The following is a 15762-nucleotide window of genomic DNA, read 5'->3' as shown; positions in this document are numbered from 1 at the left end:
GTGGGGTCCAACCCGCCGTGCCGCATTGCTAGCACGACGAATCTTGCTCCCGGATTAATACGAGCCTGAATTATCAAGCAAAATCATATGGTTAACATCACTTTTTGCTAACCTTAACCAACCGTTAGGTCGATGGTCGCTGCTATGAGAACGACCGCACCAGTCCGGAGGCCAGCAGATTCCAGCCGTCGATCAGCACGAAGAACAGCACCTTGAACGGCAGCGCGAGGATCGATGGCGGCATCATCATCATGCCCATCGACATGGTCAACGTTGCCACGATCATATCGATGACGAGGAACGGCAGAATGATGAGGAATCCGATTTCGAACGAACGCCGGAGCTCGGAGATCATGAACGCCGGGATGATGACGCGCATGTCGATGCGCTTGTCGTCGAGCTTCTTGCGGAAGCTTTCAGCGGCGAGCGATTCGAACGTCTGCAGGTCCTTGTCGCGGACATGCGCCAGCATGAACTCGCGGAACGGATCGCTGATCTTCAGATAGGCATCCTCCTCCGAGATCTCGTTCTTCATCAGCGGTTGCACGCCGGTCTCCCACGCGCGGTCGAAGGTCGGCGCCATGACGTAGAAGGTCATGAACATCGCGAGGCTGATCAGCACGAGATTCGGAGGCGTCGTCTGGAGGCCGAGGCCGGCGCGCAGGAACGAGAGCGCGACCGCGAAGCGCGTGAAGCTCGTCACCATGATGAGCAGCCCCGGTGCAACGGACAACACCGTCAGCAGCGCCATCAACTGGATGATGCGGCCGCTGGTCGAGCCGTTACCCGGCGGCAGCAGCGAATTGAGGTCCGGGATCTGGGCGAACGCCACTTCGGGCAGCACGACCAGCAACAATGCAAGCAGCAGGACTCTCAATTTCACTGGATCACCAACGTCTCAATGATCAATTCACGGACCTTGCCGGACGAACGGATGCTGGCGCGCTCTGACAGGTCGTCGCGCAGATGCTGAAGCCCGCGCGTGCCTTCAAACTGCGCAACCGAGGCCGACCGCAGATAGGTGACGATGTCCTCGCTGATATGGGCGGCGAGGATGCCGGCATCCTCGTCGCTCATGCTGTCGGTCACCATGGAGGCCTCGACCCGGGCCCAGTTGTTGGCCGGCGCGGCGAGATTGGTCACGATCGGCGACAGCTTTCTGAGCCGCGCGCTGCCGGTGTAGCTCGACGCAATCGGCGGCGGGGTGGCGCCCTTCTTCGCGTCGGCAACGCGCTCGGCGGCGGCGAACAGATGCAGACCCGCAAGCGCGCCGGCGCCGATGGCGACCAGGGTCAGCACGATGGCGGCGATCAGACGCATCACGCCCCCTGCTCCCACGACGCTCGAGCCTCAGAACGGTGCCACGGCATCATAGATCCGATGTCCCCATCCCGGCTGCTGCACGTCAGACAGATTTCCACGACCACCATAGGACACGCGCGCCTCGGCGATCTTCTCGTAGGAGATCGTGTTGCCGCGCGAGATATCGCGCGGACGCACGATGCCGCCGACGTTCAGCACCCGCATCTCCGTGTTGACCTTGAATTCCTGCGAACCGCTGATCATCATATTGCCGTTCGGCAACACGTCGGTGACGATGGCGGCGATCGAAAGCTTGATATCCTCGGCGCGATCGATCTGGCCGTTGCCTTTGATTTGGGTGTTGGTCGAGAGGTTGGCGTTGGTCTGACCGGTGTCGCTCCACCCGGCGACGTTCATCAACCAGTCGAGCCCGAACTTGATCTGCGAATCACGTGAACGATCGGTCTTGTTGTCGAGCTTCGCCTTGTCCTGCATCGAGATGATCACTGTCACGACGTCGCCGGTGCGCCGCGCGCGCGGATCACGGTAGAGATCGGTGCCATCGTCCCAGGTCGACCGATAGCTCATGGGGGTACGGACGCGCGGCGTTACGGGAATGGGATCGGCCTGCGACCGCAGGCCGCTACCGACCGGTGACACCTGCGGGCCGGTCAGGACCTCGGCGGGGTCGTGGGAGCATCCGGCAAGAAGCACGAAAGACAGGATGAGGATCGGCTTCTTCATTTACTTGGTCTTTCCGTCGTCCACGCGACGCATTCCGCCGAGCACATCGGCGAGATGGGCCGCGCGTGACGTCTCCATCTCGTTGAAGATCGCGCTCGAGCTCCGCGGGCTGAGCTTTGCAAGCACTGCGGCGGCGGTCTCGTCGGCCATGCCGGCGATCTGGGTCGCGGCCGCGTCCGGCTTCATGCGCGAATAGATCTCGACGACGCTCGCTTCCGCTTTCTTCAGGAAATCGTCGCGCAGCGCCATCCACTTCTCGTATTCGGCGCGCTTGGCCTCGACTTCGGCAATCCGCTCTCGCAGCAGGCTCTCGGCCTTCTCCAGTTCTTTCAGCTGCCAAGCGAGCCTGGCATCGACGGCGGGATCGGCCACGTTGTTGCAGAACAGAACCACTTCGTTGTCCGTAGGCGCGATCGCCTGGGCGGGCGCCGGCTTCGGCGGCGCGGTCACGCTGCCGGGCCTCGCCGGACGCGTCGGCACGGATGCGGGCGCCGGCGCCGGCACCTCCGACGTCGGCACCGCACCAGTGATCGCCGGACCCGAATCTTCGGCTGCCCAGGCCGTTGCCGGCGTGTTGTCGCCCGGTGCCGGTGCCGCCGTCGCATGCGGTTTCTGCGGTCCGGGCGCACGCGCCCGGGCGAAGGAAAGCAAGTTGAGCGGCTTCGACGGCTTCGGTTCGTCCAGCGCCAGCACCGGTGATGCGCTCGCGAGCGCGAACATCGCGGCCAGGAGAAGGAGTTGCGCTTTTTGATCCAGCTTCAGCATCGGGCCGCGTGCGATTCTCGGTCGAGACCTGAGCATTGAGCGACCAAGCTTGCACGACGCTTGTGCATCATTGCACGATGACTTCAGCCTGCAGAGCGCCGGCCGTCTTGATCGCCTGGAGGATCGCGATGATGCCGGATGGCTTCAGTCCGATCTGGTTCAACCCGCGCACGAGACGCTGGAGATCGACGCCGCTCAGGATCGCCACCTGCGATCCGGCCTCGTTGGCCTCGACCACCGTCTGGGGCACCACGACCGTCTGGCCTTGCGAGAACGGCGCCGGCTGCGACACCACGGGCAGCTCGGTAACACGGACCGTCAGATTGCCGTGCGTGACCGCGACGGTCGAGATCCGCACGTCGCGTCCGATGACCACCGTGCCGGTGCGTTCGTTGATCACCACCCGCGCCGGCGTGTCGGGTTCGACGGTCAGCTCGCCGATCTCGGCGAGGAACCGAACCGGGCCGACATAGCGCGGCTTGGACAGCACGATCGTCCGGTAGTCGCGCTCGAAGGCGATCTGGGCGCGATAGCGGCCGCCGGCATAGCGATTGACGGCGTCGAGGATTCGCGTCGCCGTGACGAAGTCGGGATTTTTCAACTCCAGCACCAGGTATTCCATCTCGTGGAGGCTTCCCCGCACCTCGCGCTCGACCAGCGCGCCGTTCGGGATGCGGCCCGCCGTCGGCGTGCCCTGGCTGACGTTCTGTGCCTGTCCCCCGACGCTGTAACCAGCGACCGTGACCGCGCCCTGCGCCACCGCGTAGACCGCGCCGTCAGCCGCGCGCAATGACGTCATCACCAGCGTGCCGCCGAGCAGCGACGTCGCATCTCCAAGCGACGAAACAGTCACGTCCATCCGTTCACCCGGCCCGATCGACGGCAGCAGGTCCGCGGTCACCATCACGGCGGCGACGTTGCGCGTACGCAGCGTCGTCGGCCGCGCCGGATTGGTGGTGCTGGTCGTCTCGTTGCGAACGTTGATGCCCATGTTTTCGAGCATCGACTGGAGCGACTGTTCCGTGAACGGCGCATTGCGCAGCGTGTCACCGGTCCCGTTGAGGCCGATAACCAGGCCGTAGCCCACGATCTGGTTCTCACGCAGCCCCTTGATATCGGCGATGTCCTTGATGCGGACGGCTGCCTGGGCGCCGGCGGCGGAAAAAGCGAGGACGAGCGCGAGCAGAAATCTGGTCATGACCCGTCCGCGACCTTGACGGTGCCGTCCGCCTGGACGATCGCCCTGATGATCACGCCCGTGTCGGTGTTCCGCACGGTGATGAGCGAACCCGGCGCGCCGGATTGCATGGCCGCACCGTAGGTCACGATCGACAGGCCGGAGTCTTCGACCACGACCTTGACCATGGCGCCACGGGCGATGGTCCAGGGATCTTCCACGGAATTGGTCGGAATCGGCTGTCCCGGCAGCAGCGCCCGCCGCGCCATGCGGCCGACGAGGACCTGACGCCCTTCGACGAACATGGCGACGCCGAGCACGTTCGGCGCAAAGCTGCGCTCGGTGATCATGTCGTCCCTGATCAGTTCGCCGGCGCGGATCGCGACCGCCGGCACGGGAAGCCGCCGCTCGTCCGCCGCAGCGAGTTGCGCGGAGACGAGAACCAGCAGCGCAGCGGCCAACCCGCGCACGATCAGGCCCACCCTGTTCAACATGGACACACCGGAACTAACGACTGAGACCCTTCGATACCGTCGAGGCCATTTCATCCGACGCCTGGATGACCTTGGCGTTCATCTCATAGGCGCGCTGCGCCGAGATCAACTCGGTGATCTCCTTGACGGGATCGACGTTCGAGGCCTCGAGATATTGCTGGTTGATCTTGCCGTAGCCAGCATCGCCGGGGAGACCAACGACCGGCGTGCCCGACGCCGTGGTCTCGCGATAGAGATTGCTGCCGAGCGGCTCGAGACCGGCCTCGTTGGCGAAATTAGCAAGGTTGAGCTGCCCGATCTGACGCGGATTGATTTCCGTATCCAGCTTGGCGAACACCTGGCCGGTCTGGTTGACAGTAACCTGCACCGTTCCCTGCGGCACCGTGATGGCGGGATCCAGCAGGTAGCCATCCATCGTCACCAACTGGCCGTTGGCGTTGGTGTTGAACGAGCCCGCGCGGGTGTATTGCACCTCGTTGTTCGGGCCGAGCACCTGGAACCAGCCGCGACCGTTGATCGCGAGGTCGTACGGATTCCCGGTCTGCGTCAGCGCACCCTGGATGTGCAGTTTGCGGATCGCGGCCGACTTGACGCCGAGACCGAGATTGGCGCCCTCAGGGATCGGCGAGGCACCATTGACGTTCGCGACGCCCTGCATGCGGTCCATCTGGTAGAACAGATCAGTGAATTCAGCACGCGCCCGCTTGAACGACGTCGTGTTGATGTTGGCGATGTTGTTCGCGATGACTTCGATATTGGTCTGCTGAGCATTCATGCCCGTGGCGGCGATGGCGAGCGATTTCACTTATGTCATTCCTTCAGATCAAATCGACATCCGAACGACTTCTTGGTAGGCCTGCACGACCTTGTCGCGGACCGCGACCGCGGTCTGCAAGGCCTGCTCGGCCGACATCAGCGCCTCAACGACCTTCCGCGTCGATTCCTTGCCCTGCATCGCCGAGATCGACGCCGCCTCGCCCGCCTTCAGAGTCCCGATCGCGTCCGAGGTCACCTGCTTCATCACGGAATCGAAGCCGAGATCGCCGGCGGACTGGACCGTGGACGTCCCGGTCGGCACAATGGACTGCGTTTCGGTGGCGCGCGACGCAGCTTGTCCAGCGGTGATCGCGGTAGATGAAATCGCCTCTAGCATTGTCAGCTCCTCAGCAGATCAATGGTCATGCCGAGCATCGACCGCACCTGTTTCACAACCTGGAGATTGGCTTCATAGGATCGGTTCACTTCCCGCATGTCCGCCATCTCAATCATCATGTTGACGTTGGGCATCTTGACGTAGCCGGCCTTGTCCGCCGCGGGATGACCCGGGTCGTACTCGACGCGATACGGCGTGGTGTCGACCCCGATCTCCTTGACCTTCGCCAGCTGCGTGCCCGAAGCGCGATCCATCGCGGCATCGAAGGTGATGGTCTTGCGCTGATAAGGATCGGCACCGGCGGTACGCCCCGTCGAGCTCGCATTGGCGAGGTTTTCCGAGACGATGCGCATGCGCGTCGACTGCGCTTCGAGCCCGGAGCTCGCGACCGTCAATGAAGCCGATAGAGGGTCAAGCATGTCGATTCACCTCAGGTCTTCGCACCGGTCATGACCATGCGGTTGAACGACCGCACGATCGCCGAATTCATCGAATAGTCGCGATTGACGTCGCTGCCCTTGATCATCTCCTGCTCGAGGCTGACCGAGTTGCCGGAGTGGACGACGTCCCAGCTGTCCTTCTTCGCGGTTGCGCGCGTGTCGGTCTCCGCTGGAGACAGCTGCATGTGCGCGGGCGATGTCGTCGCAAGCCTGACCGGCATTCCGTCGAGCACCTTGTTGAACGGCTCCACGTCGCGTGCCTTGAAGCCGGGCGTATTGGCATTGGCGACGTTCGTGGCGATGGTCGATTGGCGAAGCTCGAGCCAACGTGCTTGCGACGATGCGAGTTCGAAGAGATAAAGCGGTCCCACGACAAACCCCATTGTGATCCATTGGAAAGAACCCTAGGGCGTTAAGCTTTCGTCAAGCTGTTGCGCGAAGCACCATCCTCGGAAATCTACTGAACCTTCTCGGGACGCGGCGCCTGCTTCGACTGCAGGAAGTAGATGATTTCGGCGACCGGGCGGAAGAATTCCGCCGGGATCACCTGGTCGACCTGCACGGCCTCGTAGAGCGCACGCGCGAGCGCTTTGTTCTCGATCACCGGGATCTTGTTCTGCTCGGCGACCTCGCGGATCTTCAGCGCGACCAGATCCATGCCCTTGGCCACCACGAGCGGCGCCGGGTTCTCCTCGCGCTGATAACGCAGCGCAATCGCAAAATGGGTCGGGTTGGCGATCACCAGCGTCGCGCGCGCGGCGGAAGCGATCATGCGCTGGCGCGAGCGGTCGCGCGCCAGAGAACGCAGGCGCGCCTTGATCAGCGGATCGCCTTCGGCCTGCTTGTGCTCGTCCTTGATCTCTTGCTTGGTCATGCGCAGCTCGCGCCGCCAGTGGAAGCGCGCCCAGGCGAGATCGATTGCGACCAGCACGATGGTCGCGATGCAGATCGCCGATACGATCCGCATCGCAATGGTGAGGATCATTTCCGGCAGTGCGACGGGATCGGTGTACATCGCCTCGAACGCCCTCGCCTCCGACGATCGCAGCACGAAGCAGACGACGGCGGTAACCGAGGCGAGCTTGAACAGCGATTTGGCGAACTCCACGAAGCCCTGCGTTCCGAAGATCCGGCTCCAGCCACTGGCCGGCGAAATCCGTGAGAAGTCGGGCATGATGCGGTCCAGCACCAGCCGCGGCGCATTCTGCAGCAGCGAGGCCGCGAGCCCGAATACCGCCAGGATCACGACCAACGGCACCAGGAATCGCAATGCTTCGAGGCCCACCACGGTGAGAAGGTTCTGCGCATCCGCCGCGGAGCCGAGGGGGAAGCCGGCGGGGTCGTCGAGAAATCCCTTCAATGTCGGCGTCAGCTGCTGCACGCCCTGGCCGATCAGGAACGCTTGAATCACCATCAGCGCCGCCATGGACGCGAACATCGACGCCTCCCGAGAGACCGGAATGTTGCCCTGTTCGAGCGCATCGCGGACTTTCTTCTCGGTCGGCTCTTCTGTTTTGCTATCCTGGTCGGATGTCTCTGCCATGCCCGTTCAGCGGTCAGCGGAAGACCAGCTCATCCTCCTGCTCGGGGTTGAGCTCGATTTCACCCTTCTCGGCGAGGTCCAGCGCGAGGTCGGTAATCACGCGGCGTGCTTCCAGCACGTCGCGCTGGTTCGACGGCTCGCCGATCGCGAGTTCGTGCTCGACGACGCGACGGACGCGCGAGGCGACCGAGGACAGGATCAGCTCGCGGAAGTGCTTGTCGGTGCCCTTCAGCGCCACGACGATGCGGTCGGTCGGCACCTGGTCGAAGATCATGGTGCGCGCCTTTGGCGTCAAGTTGACGACATCGTCGAAGGTAAACAGCAGCTCCTTCAGAACTTCGGCCGACTTCGGCCGCTTTTCCGACAGGCTCTTCAGCATGTCCTCGATATGGCCACGCTCCATCTTGTTGATGATGTCGGCGACGCGGGCGTAGGTATCCGCGCCGAGGTTGCGTGCGAAGTTGAGCGTCAGGTCTTCGTGCAGCGTCTTCTCGAGAACCTTCATCGCGTCATCGACGATCGGCTTGAGGCTGAGCACGCGCCGCATCAGCTCGTTGCGCAGGCTCGACGGCAATTGACTCATCACCTTGGCGGCGCAGGACGGCTTGACCTTGGACAGGATCAGCGCCGCGGTCTGTGGATGCTCCTTGGAGAGATAGGTCGCCAGCGAATTTTCCGACACCGACGAGACGCGGTCCCAGACCGACCGGCTCGAGTTGCCGAGCAGGTCCGACATGATCGCCGTGACCTGGTCGGCGGGAAGCACGTCGCCGAGCACGGCTTCGAGGCCACCGATGGTGCCGAGGATGTTTGCGCCCATCGAGAACTGCTGGGCGAACTCCTCGACGATCGCCTCCAGCTCCTGCGCCGTGATTGGCCGCAGCTCCGCTGCGGCCTTGGTGACGATGCGAATGTCCTGCGGCTCGAACTGCGCGAGCACGCTCGCGGCCGCCTGGCGGCCCATGGCCAGCAGAAGCGCCGCGACCTTTTCCGTTCCGCCCAGCGTGGCGACGCCTCGCTGCTTGATGGGAGCGATGCCGACCTGTGCCGCCATGGTCAGGAATCACTCTGCCCCAGCGGGCCGACGATCTCGGTCAGCGAGACACCGAAGCGGGAGTTGTCCTCTTCCACGACGACCACCTCACCGCGGGCCACGACGCGGCCATTGACCACGACATCGACGGGCTCGCCGACGCGATGATCCAGCGGAACCACGGCACCGCGGCCGAGCTTCATCAGATTCGCCACCGGGATCGTCGCCGATCCCAGCACCACCTGCATGGTGACGGGAATGCGCAGGATGGCATCGACATTGGCGAACTTGCCGGTCTCTTCGGCGGTGCGCGCGGCAATCTCCGCCAGCCGCTCCAGCGGAGACGTCTCGGCATCATCGGATGCGGTTGCAGACTCGTAGTCGAAGGATTGCGCCATTTGGTATCGCCTCTTGGTATTTCCGCTCCCGGAGCGCCGCGACGTTCCGATTGATCTCTTCAGCCGGTGCCAGCCTCAATGCTTATTGAGCTCGGCCCCGCTCACACTCGCAGCAGGCTGGAGCCCGCTGCGCGCATCGAGTGCAGCGATCGCCTCGTGGGCCTGATCGATTTTCGTGCTCAGCACATGGGCGAGCCGACCCAGATTCGCGGTGGAATCATGCGCCGCGGTGATCACGGTATCGAAAGCCCCTGCCGTCTCGTGGACGATGCTCGAGAACTCGCCCTGGTAGCTGCGCAGCCGCGCCAACTCGCGGTGCATCCGCATCACCCGCATGCTGGTGAACGCCAGCGCAATCAGCAGCACCGCATCAACGAGATAGGATATCATCGACGAACTCCCGCTTCTGATCGACTGGATCTGCCACCTGCATGGCGTAGTAGCCATCGAGCTGGCCGATCTGACACCAGAACAGCACCTGGTTGTTGCTCTCGAGCCGCGCCAGCGTGCGCGGCGTGGCCTCGAGCTCCAGGACCTGCCCTACCTTGAATTTCACCACGTCCTCGAGCGAAATCATCTTCTCGTCCAGCACCGCACTCAGCGTCACCTCGGTGCGATGAACCTCGCTCTCCATCTGCTCGCGCCAGCGCGGGTCAGCGGCGCGACCGTCGCTGACGACAACGTGAGCGAGCTTCTGCCTGAGCGGGTTGAGCGCGGAGTGCGGAATGATGAGGAACATCTGACCGCCGCGATAGAGCGCCTGCACCATGATGTTCGCGCAGATCGACATGTTGCCGCTGCGCCCGATCGCCAGGGATGCCATGGCGGTCTCGACCCGCTCGACCCGGAAGGTGACGTTGGAGGTACCGGCGAAGGCGGTTTGCAGCGCCTTGGCGAACCGCTCGAACAGCGCCTGGACCAGACGGATCTCGATATTCGAGAACGAACGCTCGACGTCGAGCGGCGGCTCGGCGCCGTCGGAGCCGAACATCGCCTCCACCATGGTGAACACGAAGTCGCGGTCGAGCACGATGATGACGCGAGAGTCCCACTGCTCGGCATAGAGCACGGCGGCGACCGCATTGCCCTCGTAGTCCTTGACGATGTCGCCGACCCGATCGTTGGTGATGCCGTTGACCGAGAAGTAGCAGGGTGTTCCCGCCATCGGCTGCAGGCTGTCCGTGCATGATGCTGCCATGCGATCGAAGATCACATTGAGCATCGGCATGCGTTCGATCGAGATGCCGGCGGCATCCAGCAGATAGTTCGGCAGCTGCTTCCGCTGATCGATCTCGACGTCTTCCATCGTCATGCGCGTGCAGCCTTGGGTTCAGCGTCGCTCACGACAGCCTTAGGACCCGCAATCGTCTCGTTTTCGACGACGTCGATCGACGGCCGCTCGCCGCTCGCGATCATCTTGCGGCCGTGCTCGACGGCGATCTGCGGCATGGCGCCGTTCATGAATGCCAGCAGCGTCTGCTTGACGATGATGTAGGGGCGGCACTTCTTCTCGCGCGTCATTTTGATCTTCAGTGCGAAGGGCGAAATGATGCCGTAGGACAGGAAGATGCCGGCAAAAGTGCCGACCAGCGCCGCACCGATGAAGCCGCCGAGCAGCTTCGGCGACTGATCGAGCGCACCCATGGCCTTGATGACGCCGAGCACGGCGGCGACGATACCGAGTGCCGGCAACGCCTCTGACACCGTCACCAGCGCATGGTAAGGCGTCAGCTTGCTCTTTACGATGGTGTGGATCTCCTCATCCATGAGCGCCTCGATCTCGTGCGTGCGCGCATTGCCCATGATGATGAGGCGAACATAATCGCAGATGAACTGGAGCAGCGCCGGGTCCCCGAGCACACTCGGAAACGCCTTGAAAATCTCCGAGGACGAGGGATCGTCGATATGCGCTTCGACCTCGTTGCGGCCCTTGCCGCGCAGCTCGCGCATCAAGGCATGAAGCGCTCCGAGCAGATCGAGATAATAGCGCTCACCTGGCACCGCGCCGGTGATGGCCTGCATGCAGGCGACCCCGGTGTCCACGACCGTCTTCCACGGATTTGCCACGATGAAGGTGCCGACCGCGGTGCCCATGATGATCACGAATTCCCACGGCTGCATGAGCACGGCCAGATGCCCGCCCATGGCGGCAAAGCCGCCGAGCAGTGCCGCCACCGTGATGAAAATCCCCACGAAACTGAGCAACCCACCACTCCATCGCCGATCCCATCGGGAATATCTAGTCGGCGACGCTTGCGCGAAGCTGGTTTCGGCATGGCCAGCCCCGCGCAAGCAATTCGCGGCAGCTTGGGACGATGTCGCAAAGGCGGCCAAAGGGGCGCGTGCCATGCTATCGACCATCGCGGACTACACCAGAATAACGAGCAACATGAGCAAGTCGATGACGCAAGTCGCGACGGAGCCGGATGTCAGCCGCGAGACCGACTATTTCCTGAGCCATATCGGCAACGTGAAGACGATCGACGACTTCCTGGGAGACTATCGGCTCTACTCCTATGCGATGAAGGCCTATGGCCTCAGCGACATGACCTACGCCAAGGCCTTCATGCGCAAGGTGCTGACCGAAGGCGTCTCGGACAAGGATGCCTTCGCCAACAAGCTGAGCGACTCCCGCTACCGCGAATTCGCCACGGCCTTCAATTTCGCGGCAAACGGCACCAACGCAACCTCGACCACCGCGGCCACCACCGGCACGGCCACCCAATACGTCACGCAGACGATGGAGCAGAATGCCGGCGACCAGAATGAGGGCCTGCGGCTCGCGCTCTATTTCACGCGCAAGGCTTCTTCGATCACCAACGCCTACCAGATCCTCGCCGACAAGGCCCTGACCCAGGTGGTGCAGACCGCCCTCGGCTGGTCGTCCACCGTCAGCTCGAGCGACATCGACGCTCAGGCCAACATGATCACGAAGAATATCAATCTCACCGATTTCCAGGACCCGACCAAGGTCACCAAATTCGTGCAGCGTTTCGCGGCGATGTATGATGCGACCCAGGCGCAGAGTGACACTTCGACCAACCCCGCGCTGGTCCTGATCACCGGCGCGTCGACGTCGTCGGCCACCATGGATACCGACATGCTCACGACACTTCAGAACATCAAGTTCAACAGGTAAACCATGCAATCGGCCCTCTACGTGGGATTGTCGGCGCAGGTTGCGCTGGAAAAGCGCCTTCAGACGATCGCCAACAACGTCGCCAACGTCAACACGTCCGGCTTTCGCACCGACGTCGTGAAATTCGAGACGGTTCTCTCCAAGGCCGCCGCCAATCCGGTCGCGTTCTCCTCGCCCGGCGAGAACATCATCTCGCGCGAGGCCGGCAACATCACCGAGACCGGCAACCCGCTCGACGTCGCCGTGGTCGGACAGGGCTGGATCGCCTTCGCCGGTCCCAACGGCACGGTCTATACCCGCGATGGCCGCCTCCAGATCGCCCCCAATGGCGACCTTCAGACGGTGTCGGGCTTCCCCGTCATCGATTCAGGCGGCGCGCAGCTTACGCTCGACCCGAACGGCGGACCGGTCGCGATCTCGCGCAGCGGCGCGATCACGCAGGACAACAACGAGATCGGCACCATCGGTCTGTTCAACATTCCGGCCGATGCCAATCTCGATCGCTACGGCAATTCCGGCGTCACGCCCGACCGGCCCGCCACCGCCATCGCCGATTTCAGCCGGGACGGCTTCAAGCAAGGCTATGTCGAGGGCTCCAGCGCCAATCCGATGATGGAGCTGACGAAGCTGATGTCGGCCTCGCGCGCCTTCGACAGCACCAACTCGCTGATCGACGGCACCGAGAGCACGCTCCGGAACGCAATCCAGACGCTGGGCGATCCCAGCAAGTAGACTGCGCGTCGCGCGTAATTTGGGTGGACGGTTTCCTTGAACGCTCTTCGCCAACTTGAGTGGGCGCTGCTCGAACTGCAACAGAGCACGCCGCTGGCAAGCATCAGCGGCGCGATCTCCGAGATCGCACCGACACATTTCCGCGTCTCCGGCCTGTCGCGTTCGGTCAAGCTCGGCGAGCTGATCGGCGTCAATTCCGGAGGCAGGCCCCAGATCGGCGAGGTTGTGCGGATCGACAGCGACGGCATCGTCGCCAAGCCGTTCGACCGGCAATTCGCCGGCGGCCTCGGCTCGGTCGCCTACCGCATGCCGGCCCTGTCGTTCGCACCGGATCCGAGCTGGAAGGGTCGCGTCATCAACGCGCTCGGCGCGCCGCTGGACGGAATGGGTCCCCTCGCCCCGGGATCGCGGGCCGTCTCGGCCGAGACCGAGGCGCCGTCGGCAATGAAGCGCGCGCGCGTTCACAAGCCGCTGCGCACCGGCGTCCGCGTCATCGACCTGTTTGCACCGATCTGCGCCGGCCAGCGCGTCGGCATCTTTGCAGGCTCGGGCGTCGGCAAGTCGACCCTGCTCGCCATGCTCGCCCGCAGCCAGGGCTTTGACACCGTCGTGCTGGCGCTGGTCGGCGAGCGCGGCCGCGAGGTGCGCGAATTCATCGAGGACGTGCTTGGCAACGATCGCAACCGCTCCGTCACGATCGTATCGACGGGCGATGAAAGCCCGATGATGCGGCGGCTGGCGCCGAAGACGGCGATGGCAGTCGCGGAGTATTTCCGCGACCGCGGCGAATCGGTGCTGCTCGTGGTCGATTCGATCACCCGGTTCGCCCACGCCGCCCGCGAAGTCGCGCTTGCGGCCGGCGAGCCCGCGGTGGCGCGCGGCTATGCCCCGACGGTCTTCACCGACCTGCCGCGCCTCCTGGAGCGCGCCGGGCCCGGCGAGGAAGGATCCGGGACCATCACCGGCATCTTCTCCGTGCTGGTCGACGGCGACGACCACAATGAGCCGATCGCCGACACCATCCGCAGCACGCTGGACGGGCACATCGTGCTCTCCAGGCACATTGCCGACCAGGCGCGGTATCCTGCCGTCGACGTGCTCGCCTCGGTCTCCCGCCTTGCCCACAACGTCTGGGATCCCGAGGAGCGCGAATTGGTGAGCAAATTGCGCACCCTGATCGCCAAATACGAGGACACCCGCGACCTCCGCCTGATGGGCGGATATCAGTCGGGACGCGATTCGGGGCTCGACCAGGCCGTCGACATGGTCCCACGAATCTACAACGCGATGCGACAGGACGCCTCCGCTCCGCCCAGCGCCGATCCGTTCCGCGAGCTGCGGGACATGCTCAAGGGCGACTAGCGGCGAAGGCACGCTAGCCGGGTGCGCTGGCGGATGGCCTGCGTCCGCGCATCTTGCGCTCGATCCACGCATCTCGTGGCACAAACTGCATAGTCGCTTGATCGCCAGCAACGTTCTCCGCGCGAATCTCAACCATTGGGAGTGAGCCGATCGGCCTTGTCGTGGACGTACGACATACGGATGATATTTGCGGGCACGACATCGCGACAACCGCCACGTGCAATCCCTGCAAATTCCCCCGGGCGCTTTCCTTGGCGATTTCCCTGGCGATTTCGCAGGCAGATCGCGGAAGTTGTGGATGACTGTCGCGATACATATCGCCTGTCGTGCACAAGCTTCGATCAATTGCATCGAGGACGAACAACAATATCCGTGCAATCAAACTGTCGTAAAGCTGCGCGCACCTAGCCCGCTAGACTACGTATGGCGTTCACCATCATGTGTCCTGAACAGTGAGATTGTCTTGAACGTTACATTCGACGGCAACGACATTCGTTCTCTACGGGTGTCTTGACTTGATTTTGTTGAGAAGCTCATTCATCGTTTCGACGGAACATAAGAAACGTCTGCGTGTAACTTGAACTCTGGGACTTCGGTTGAACAACTCCGATCCATCGTCCGGCAGTGACGGCAGCTCGGGCTTACACCATGGCGGAAAGCGGACTTGGGGCGCCGCACGCGCGAATCCCGGGGCGAGGTAGGAATTCATGCCGTTGGCGCGCGAAGCCGTCGAGCTGCTGGTTCAGGCGGCCAGAGCCTGGTATTTCGAAGGCAATCAACACGGGTTGCGTGATCGGGAGTGGATGGCACTGCGCTTTCTCGGCCGCGCCAATCGATTCTCGCGCACACCATCCGCGCTCGCCGGTTTCATCGGCGCGACCAGGGCGACCGCATCGCAGATCGTCAAGACGCTGGAGAGCAAATCCTTCCTGGTGCGAAAGCCGTCGCAGGAAGACAAACGCTCTGTCGTGCTGCACGTCACCCCGCAGGGTGAGAAATGCCTGAACCAGCACGATCCGATCAATCACGTGGTGAATGCCGTCGATTCGCTCGGCACCGAGGAATGCGTCAGGCTGCGCGACTCGCTCCGTGAAGTCCTCAATCATCTCGATGCGGCCCATCAGCGACTTGATGCCAGCATCTGCCGCGATTGCATGTTCCTGGCCGAACGCAGCCCCGGCACCGGCAAGGGACGCGGCGCCGCCGAGTTCATGTGCCGGCTGTACCGCGCCTCGGTCTCGCTCGACGAGACGGAGTTGCTCTGCACCAGCTTCGAGCGCACCCGCGACCGCCCCAAGATCGGGGAGCAACTCGATCGCGCGCGCGTGGCGAGCCAGGGTTGAGGTCGCGGAGCGCGGCGCGGCAGTGCACATCTCACCGCTCTCTCCACCTCGTCATCGCGAGGAGCGTAGCGACGAAGCAATCCAGAATCCCTCCGCGGAAAAGACTCTGGAATGCTTCGCTTCCGACTTCGAGCTTT

20 protein-coding genes are annotated in these 15762 nt (G+C 63.3%); 4 read left to right on the top strand and 16 right to left on the bottom strand.

The window, feature by feature from the left end; all coding sequences use genetic code 11:
* Positions 1 to 142 precede the first annotated feature (142 nt).
* The 16 genes from fliP to motA form a co-directional block, all read right to left on the bottom strand.
* Positions 143 to 883 carry a flagellar type III secretion system pore protein FliP gene (fliP, locus tag ACWAT4_RS09340; RefSeq protein WP_212301478.1) on the bottom strand — a complete coding sequence of 247 codons (741 nt, stop codon included), beginning with the start codon at positions 881 to 883 and terminating at the stop codon, positions 143 to 145.
* Positions 880 to 1320 carry a flagellar basal body-associated FliL family protein gene (locus tag ACWAT4_RS09335; protein WP_449731189.1) on the bottom strand — a complete coding sequence of 147 codons (441 nt, stop codon included), beginning with the start codon at positions 1318 to 1320 and terminating at the stop codon, positions 880 to 882. Before ACWAT4_RS09335 ends, fliP begins: the two co-directional genes overlap by 4 nt.
* 30 nt (positions 1321 to 1350) lie before the next feature.
* On the bottom strand, positions 1351 to 2046 hold the full coding sequence (flgH, locus tag ACWAT4_RS09330) for a flagellar basal body L-ring protein FlgH (RefSeq protein ID WP_212447178.1): 696 nt from the start codon (positions 2044 to 2046) through the stop codon (positions 1351 to 1353).
* Positions 2047 to 2811 (bottom strand): MotE family protein, encoded by a 765-nt coding sequence (locus ACWAT4_RS09325; protein WP_212301480.1) that lies wholly within the window; start codon positions 2809 to 2811, stop codon positions 2047 to 2049. It lies immediately after the preceding gene.
* A gap of 67 nt (positions 2812 to 2878) precedes the next feature.
* Positions 2879 to 4009 carry a flagellar basal body P-ring protein FlgI gene (gene flgI, locus ACWAT4_RS09320; protein ID WP_212301481.1) on the bottom strand — a complete coding sequence of 377 codons (1131 nt, stop codon included), beginning with the start codon at positions 4007 to 4009 and terminating at the stop codon, positions 2879 to 2881.
* Positions 4006 to 4482 (bottom strand): flagellar basal body P-ring formation chaperone FlgA, encoded by a 477-nt coding sequence (gene flgA / locus ACWAT4_RS09315; protein WP_212427256.1) that lies wholly within the window; start codon positions 4480 to 4482, stop codon positions 4006 to 4008. Before flgA ends, flgI begins: the two co-directional genes overlap by 4 nt.
* Before the next feature lie 13 nt (positions 4483 to 4495).
* Positions 4496 to 5287: a flagellar basal-body rod protein FlgG gene (gene flgG, locus ACWAT4_RS09310; protein ID WP_212301483.1), complete on the bottom strand. Its 792-nt coding sequence runs from the start codon at positions 5285 to 5287 to the stop codon at positions 4496 to 4498.
* A gap of 18 nt (positions 5288 to 5305) precedes the next feature.
* A complete protein-coding gene (locus ACWAT4_RS09305; protein ID WP_212301484.1) occupies positions 5306 to 5635 on the bottom strand; it encodes a flagellar hook-basal body complex protein FliE in 330 nt (109 codons plus the stop codon).
* A gap of 2 nt (positions 5636 to 5637) precedes the next feature.
* The gene (gene flgC / locus ACWAT4_RS09300) at positions 5638 to 6054 is read right to left on the bottom strand and encodes a flagellar basal body rod protein FlgC (protein WP_128964459.1); all 417 of its coding nucleotides are present in this window, start codon (positions 6052 to 6054) and stop codon (positions 5638 to 5640) included.
* A gap of 11 nt (positions 6055 to 6065) precedes the next feature.
* Positions 6066 to 6446, bottom strand: a complete 381-nt coding sequence (gene flgB / locus ACWAT4_RS09295) for a flagellar basal body rod protein FlgB (protein WP_349630165.1) — start codon at positions 6444 to 6446, stop codon at positions 6066 to 6068.
* A gap of 86 nt (positions 6447 to 6532) precedes the next feature.
* Entirely contained in the window at positions 6533 to 7618 is a 1086-nt protein-coding gene (flhB, locus tag ACWAT4_RS09290; protein WP_212301486.1) for a flagellar biosynthesis protein FlhB, read from the bottom strand.
* Positions 7619 to 7631: 13 nt separating this feature from the next.
* Positions 7632 to 8672 (bottom strand): flagellar motor switch protein FliG, encoded by a 1041-nt coding sequence (locus tag ACWAT4_RS09285; protein WP_212301487.1) that lies wholly within the window; start codon positions 8670 to 8672, stop codon positions 7632 to 7634.
* Positions 8673 to 8674: 2 nt separating this feature from the next.
* Positions 8675 to 9049 (bottom strand): flagellar motor switch protein FliN, encoded by a 375-nt coding sequence (gene fliN / locus ACWAT4_RS09280; RefSeq protein WP_200469626.1) that lies wholly within the window; start codon positions 9047 to 9049, stop codon positions 8675 to 8677.
* Between the two features lie 75 nt (positions 9050 to 9124).
* The gene (locus ACWAT4_RS09275; protein WP_212301488.1) at positions 9125 to 9439 is read right to left on the bottom strand and encodes a hypothetical protein; all 315 of its coding nucleotides are present in this window, start codon (positions 9437 to 9439) and stop codon (positions 9125 to 9127) included.
* Positions 9420 to 10361, bottom strand: coding sequence for a flagellar motor switch protein FliM (locus ACWAT4_RS09270; RefSeq protein ID WP_212301489.1), 942 nt, complete (start codon positions 10359 to 10361; stop codon positions 9420 to 9422). The genes ACWAT4_RS09275 and ACWAT4_RS09270 overlap by 20 nt, the downstream gene beginning before the upstream one ends.
* Entirely contained in the window at positions 10358 to 11254 is an 897-nt protein-coding gene (gene motA / locus ACWAT4_RS09265; protein WP_212301490.1) for a flagellar motor stator protein MotA, read from the bottom strand. Before motA ends, ACWAT4_RS09270 begins: the two co-directional genes overlap by 4 nt.
* A gap of 142 nt (positions 11255 to 11396) precedes the next feature.
* Between motA and ACWAT4_RS09260 the strand changes: the two genes are divergently transcribed.
* From ACWAT4_RS09260 to ACWAT4_RS09245, 4 genes are all read left to right on the top strand, one after another.
* The gene (locus tag ACWAT4_RS09260; RefSeq protein WP_212301491.1) at positions 11397 to 12188 is read left to right on the top strand and encodes a DUF1217 domain-containing protein; all 792 of its coding nucleotides are present in this window, start codon (positions 11397 to 11399) and stop codon (positions 12186 to 12188) included.
* 3 nt (positions 12189 to 12191) lie between these two features.
* Positions 12192 to 12920 carry a flagellar basal-body rod protein FlgF gene (flgF, locus tag ACWAT4_RS09255; RefSeq protein ID WP_212427253.1) on the top strand — a complete coding sequence of 243 codons (729 nt, stop codon included), beginning with the start codon at positions 12192 to 12194 and terminating at the stop codon, positions 12918 to 12920.
* A gap of 36 nt (positions 12921 to 12956) precedes the next feature.
* The gene (gene fliI / locus ACWAT4_RS09250; protein WP_212447174.1) at positions 12957 to 14282 is read left to right on the top strand and encodes a flagellar protein export ATPase FliI; all 1326 of its coding nucleotides are present in this window, start codon (positions 12957 to 12959) and stop codon (positions 14280 to 14282) included.
* Between the two features lie 707 nt (positions 14283 to 14989).
* On the top strand, positions 14990 to 15625 hold the full coding sequence (locus ACWAT4_RS09245) for a MarR family winged helix-turn-helix transcriptional regulator (RefSeq protein ID WP_212301494.1): 636 nt from the start codon (positions 14990 to 14992) through the stop codon (positions 15623 to 15625).
* The last annotated feature ends 137 nt before the right edge of the window (positions 15626 to 15762 follow it).

Source organism: Bradyrhizobium sp. T-1 (assembly GCF_053592855.1).
Note: the sequence above shows the minus strand (reverse complement) of the source record. Positions and strands in the feature narration are given on the sequence as shown.

Coding starts and splice junctions, on each gene's coding strand:
- flgC (WP_128964459.1), bottom strand. CDS start 6,054: ATGCTTGACCCTCTATCGGCTTCATTGACGGTCGCGAGCTCCGGGCTC.
- ACWAT4_RS09245 (WP_212301494.1), top strand. CDS start 14,990: ATGCCGTTGGCGCGCGAAGCCGTCGAGCTGCTGGTTCAGGCGGCCAGA.
- ACWAT4_RS09270 (WP_212301489.1), bottom strand. CDS start 10,361: ATGACGATGGAAGACGTCGAGATCGATCAGCGGAAGCAGCTGCCGAAC.
- ACWAT4_RS09275 (WP_212301488.1), bottom strand. CDS start 9,439: ATGATATCCTATCTCGTTGATGCGGTGCTGCTGATTGCGCTGGCGTTC.
- fliN (WP_200469626.1), bottom strand. CDS start 9,049: ATGGCGCAATCCTTCGACTACGAGTCTGCAACCGCATCCGATGATGCC.
- flgI (WP_212301481.1), bottom strand. CDS start 4,009: ATGACCAGATTTCTGCTCGCGCTCGTCCTCGCTTTTTCCGCCGCCGGC.
- ACWAT4_RS09285 (WP_212301487.1), bottom strand. CDS start 8,672: ATGGCGGCACAGGTCGGCATCGCTCCCATCAAGCAGCGAGGCGTCGCC.
- flgF (WP_212427253.1), top strand. CDS start 12,192: ATGCAATCGGCCCTCTACGTGGGATTGTCGGCGCAGGTTGCGCTGGAA.
- ACWAT4_RS09335 (WP_449731189.1), bottom strand. CDS start 1,320: ATGCGTCTGATCGCCGCCATCGTGCTGACCCTGGTCGCCATCGGCGCC.
- ACWAT4_RS09325 (WP_212301480.1), bottom strand. CDS start 2,811: ATGCTGAAGCTGGATCAAAAAGCGCAACTCCTTCTCCTGGCCGCGATG.
- flhB (WP_212301486.1), bottom strand. CDS start 7,618: ATGGCAGAGACATCCGACCAGGATAGCAAAACAGAAGAGCCGACCGAG.
- ACWAT4_RS09305 (WP_212301484.1), bottom strand. CDS start 5,635: ATGCTAGAGGCGATTTCATCTACCGCGATCACCGCTGGACAAGCTGCG.
- flgH (WP_212447178.1), bottom strand. CDS start 2,046: ATGAAGAAGCCGATCCTCATCCTGTCTTTCGTGCTTCTTGCCGGATGC.
- flgA (WP_212427256.1), bottom strand. CDS start 4,482: ATGTTGAACAGGGTGGGCCTGATCGTGCGCGGGTTGGCCGCTGCGCTG.
- ACWAT4_RS09260 (WP_212301491.1), top strand. CDS start 11,397: ATGCTATCGACCATCGCGGACTACACCAGAATAACGAGCAACATGAGC.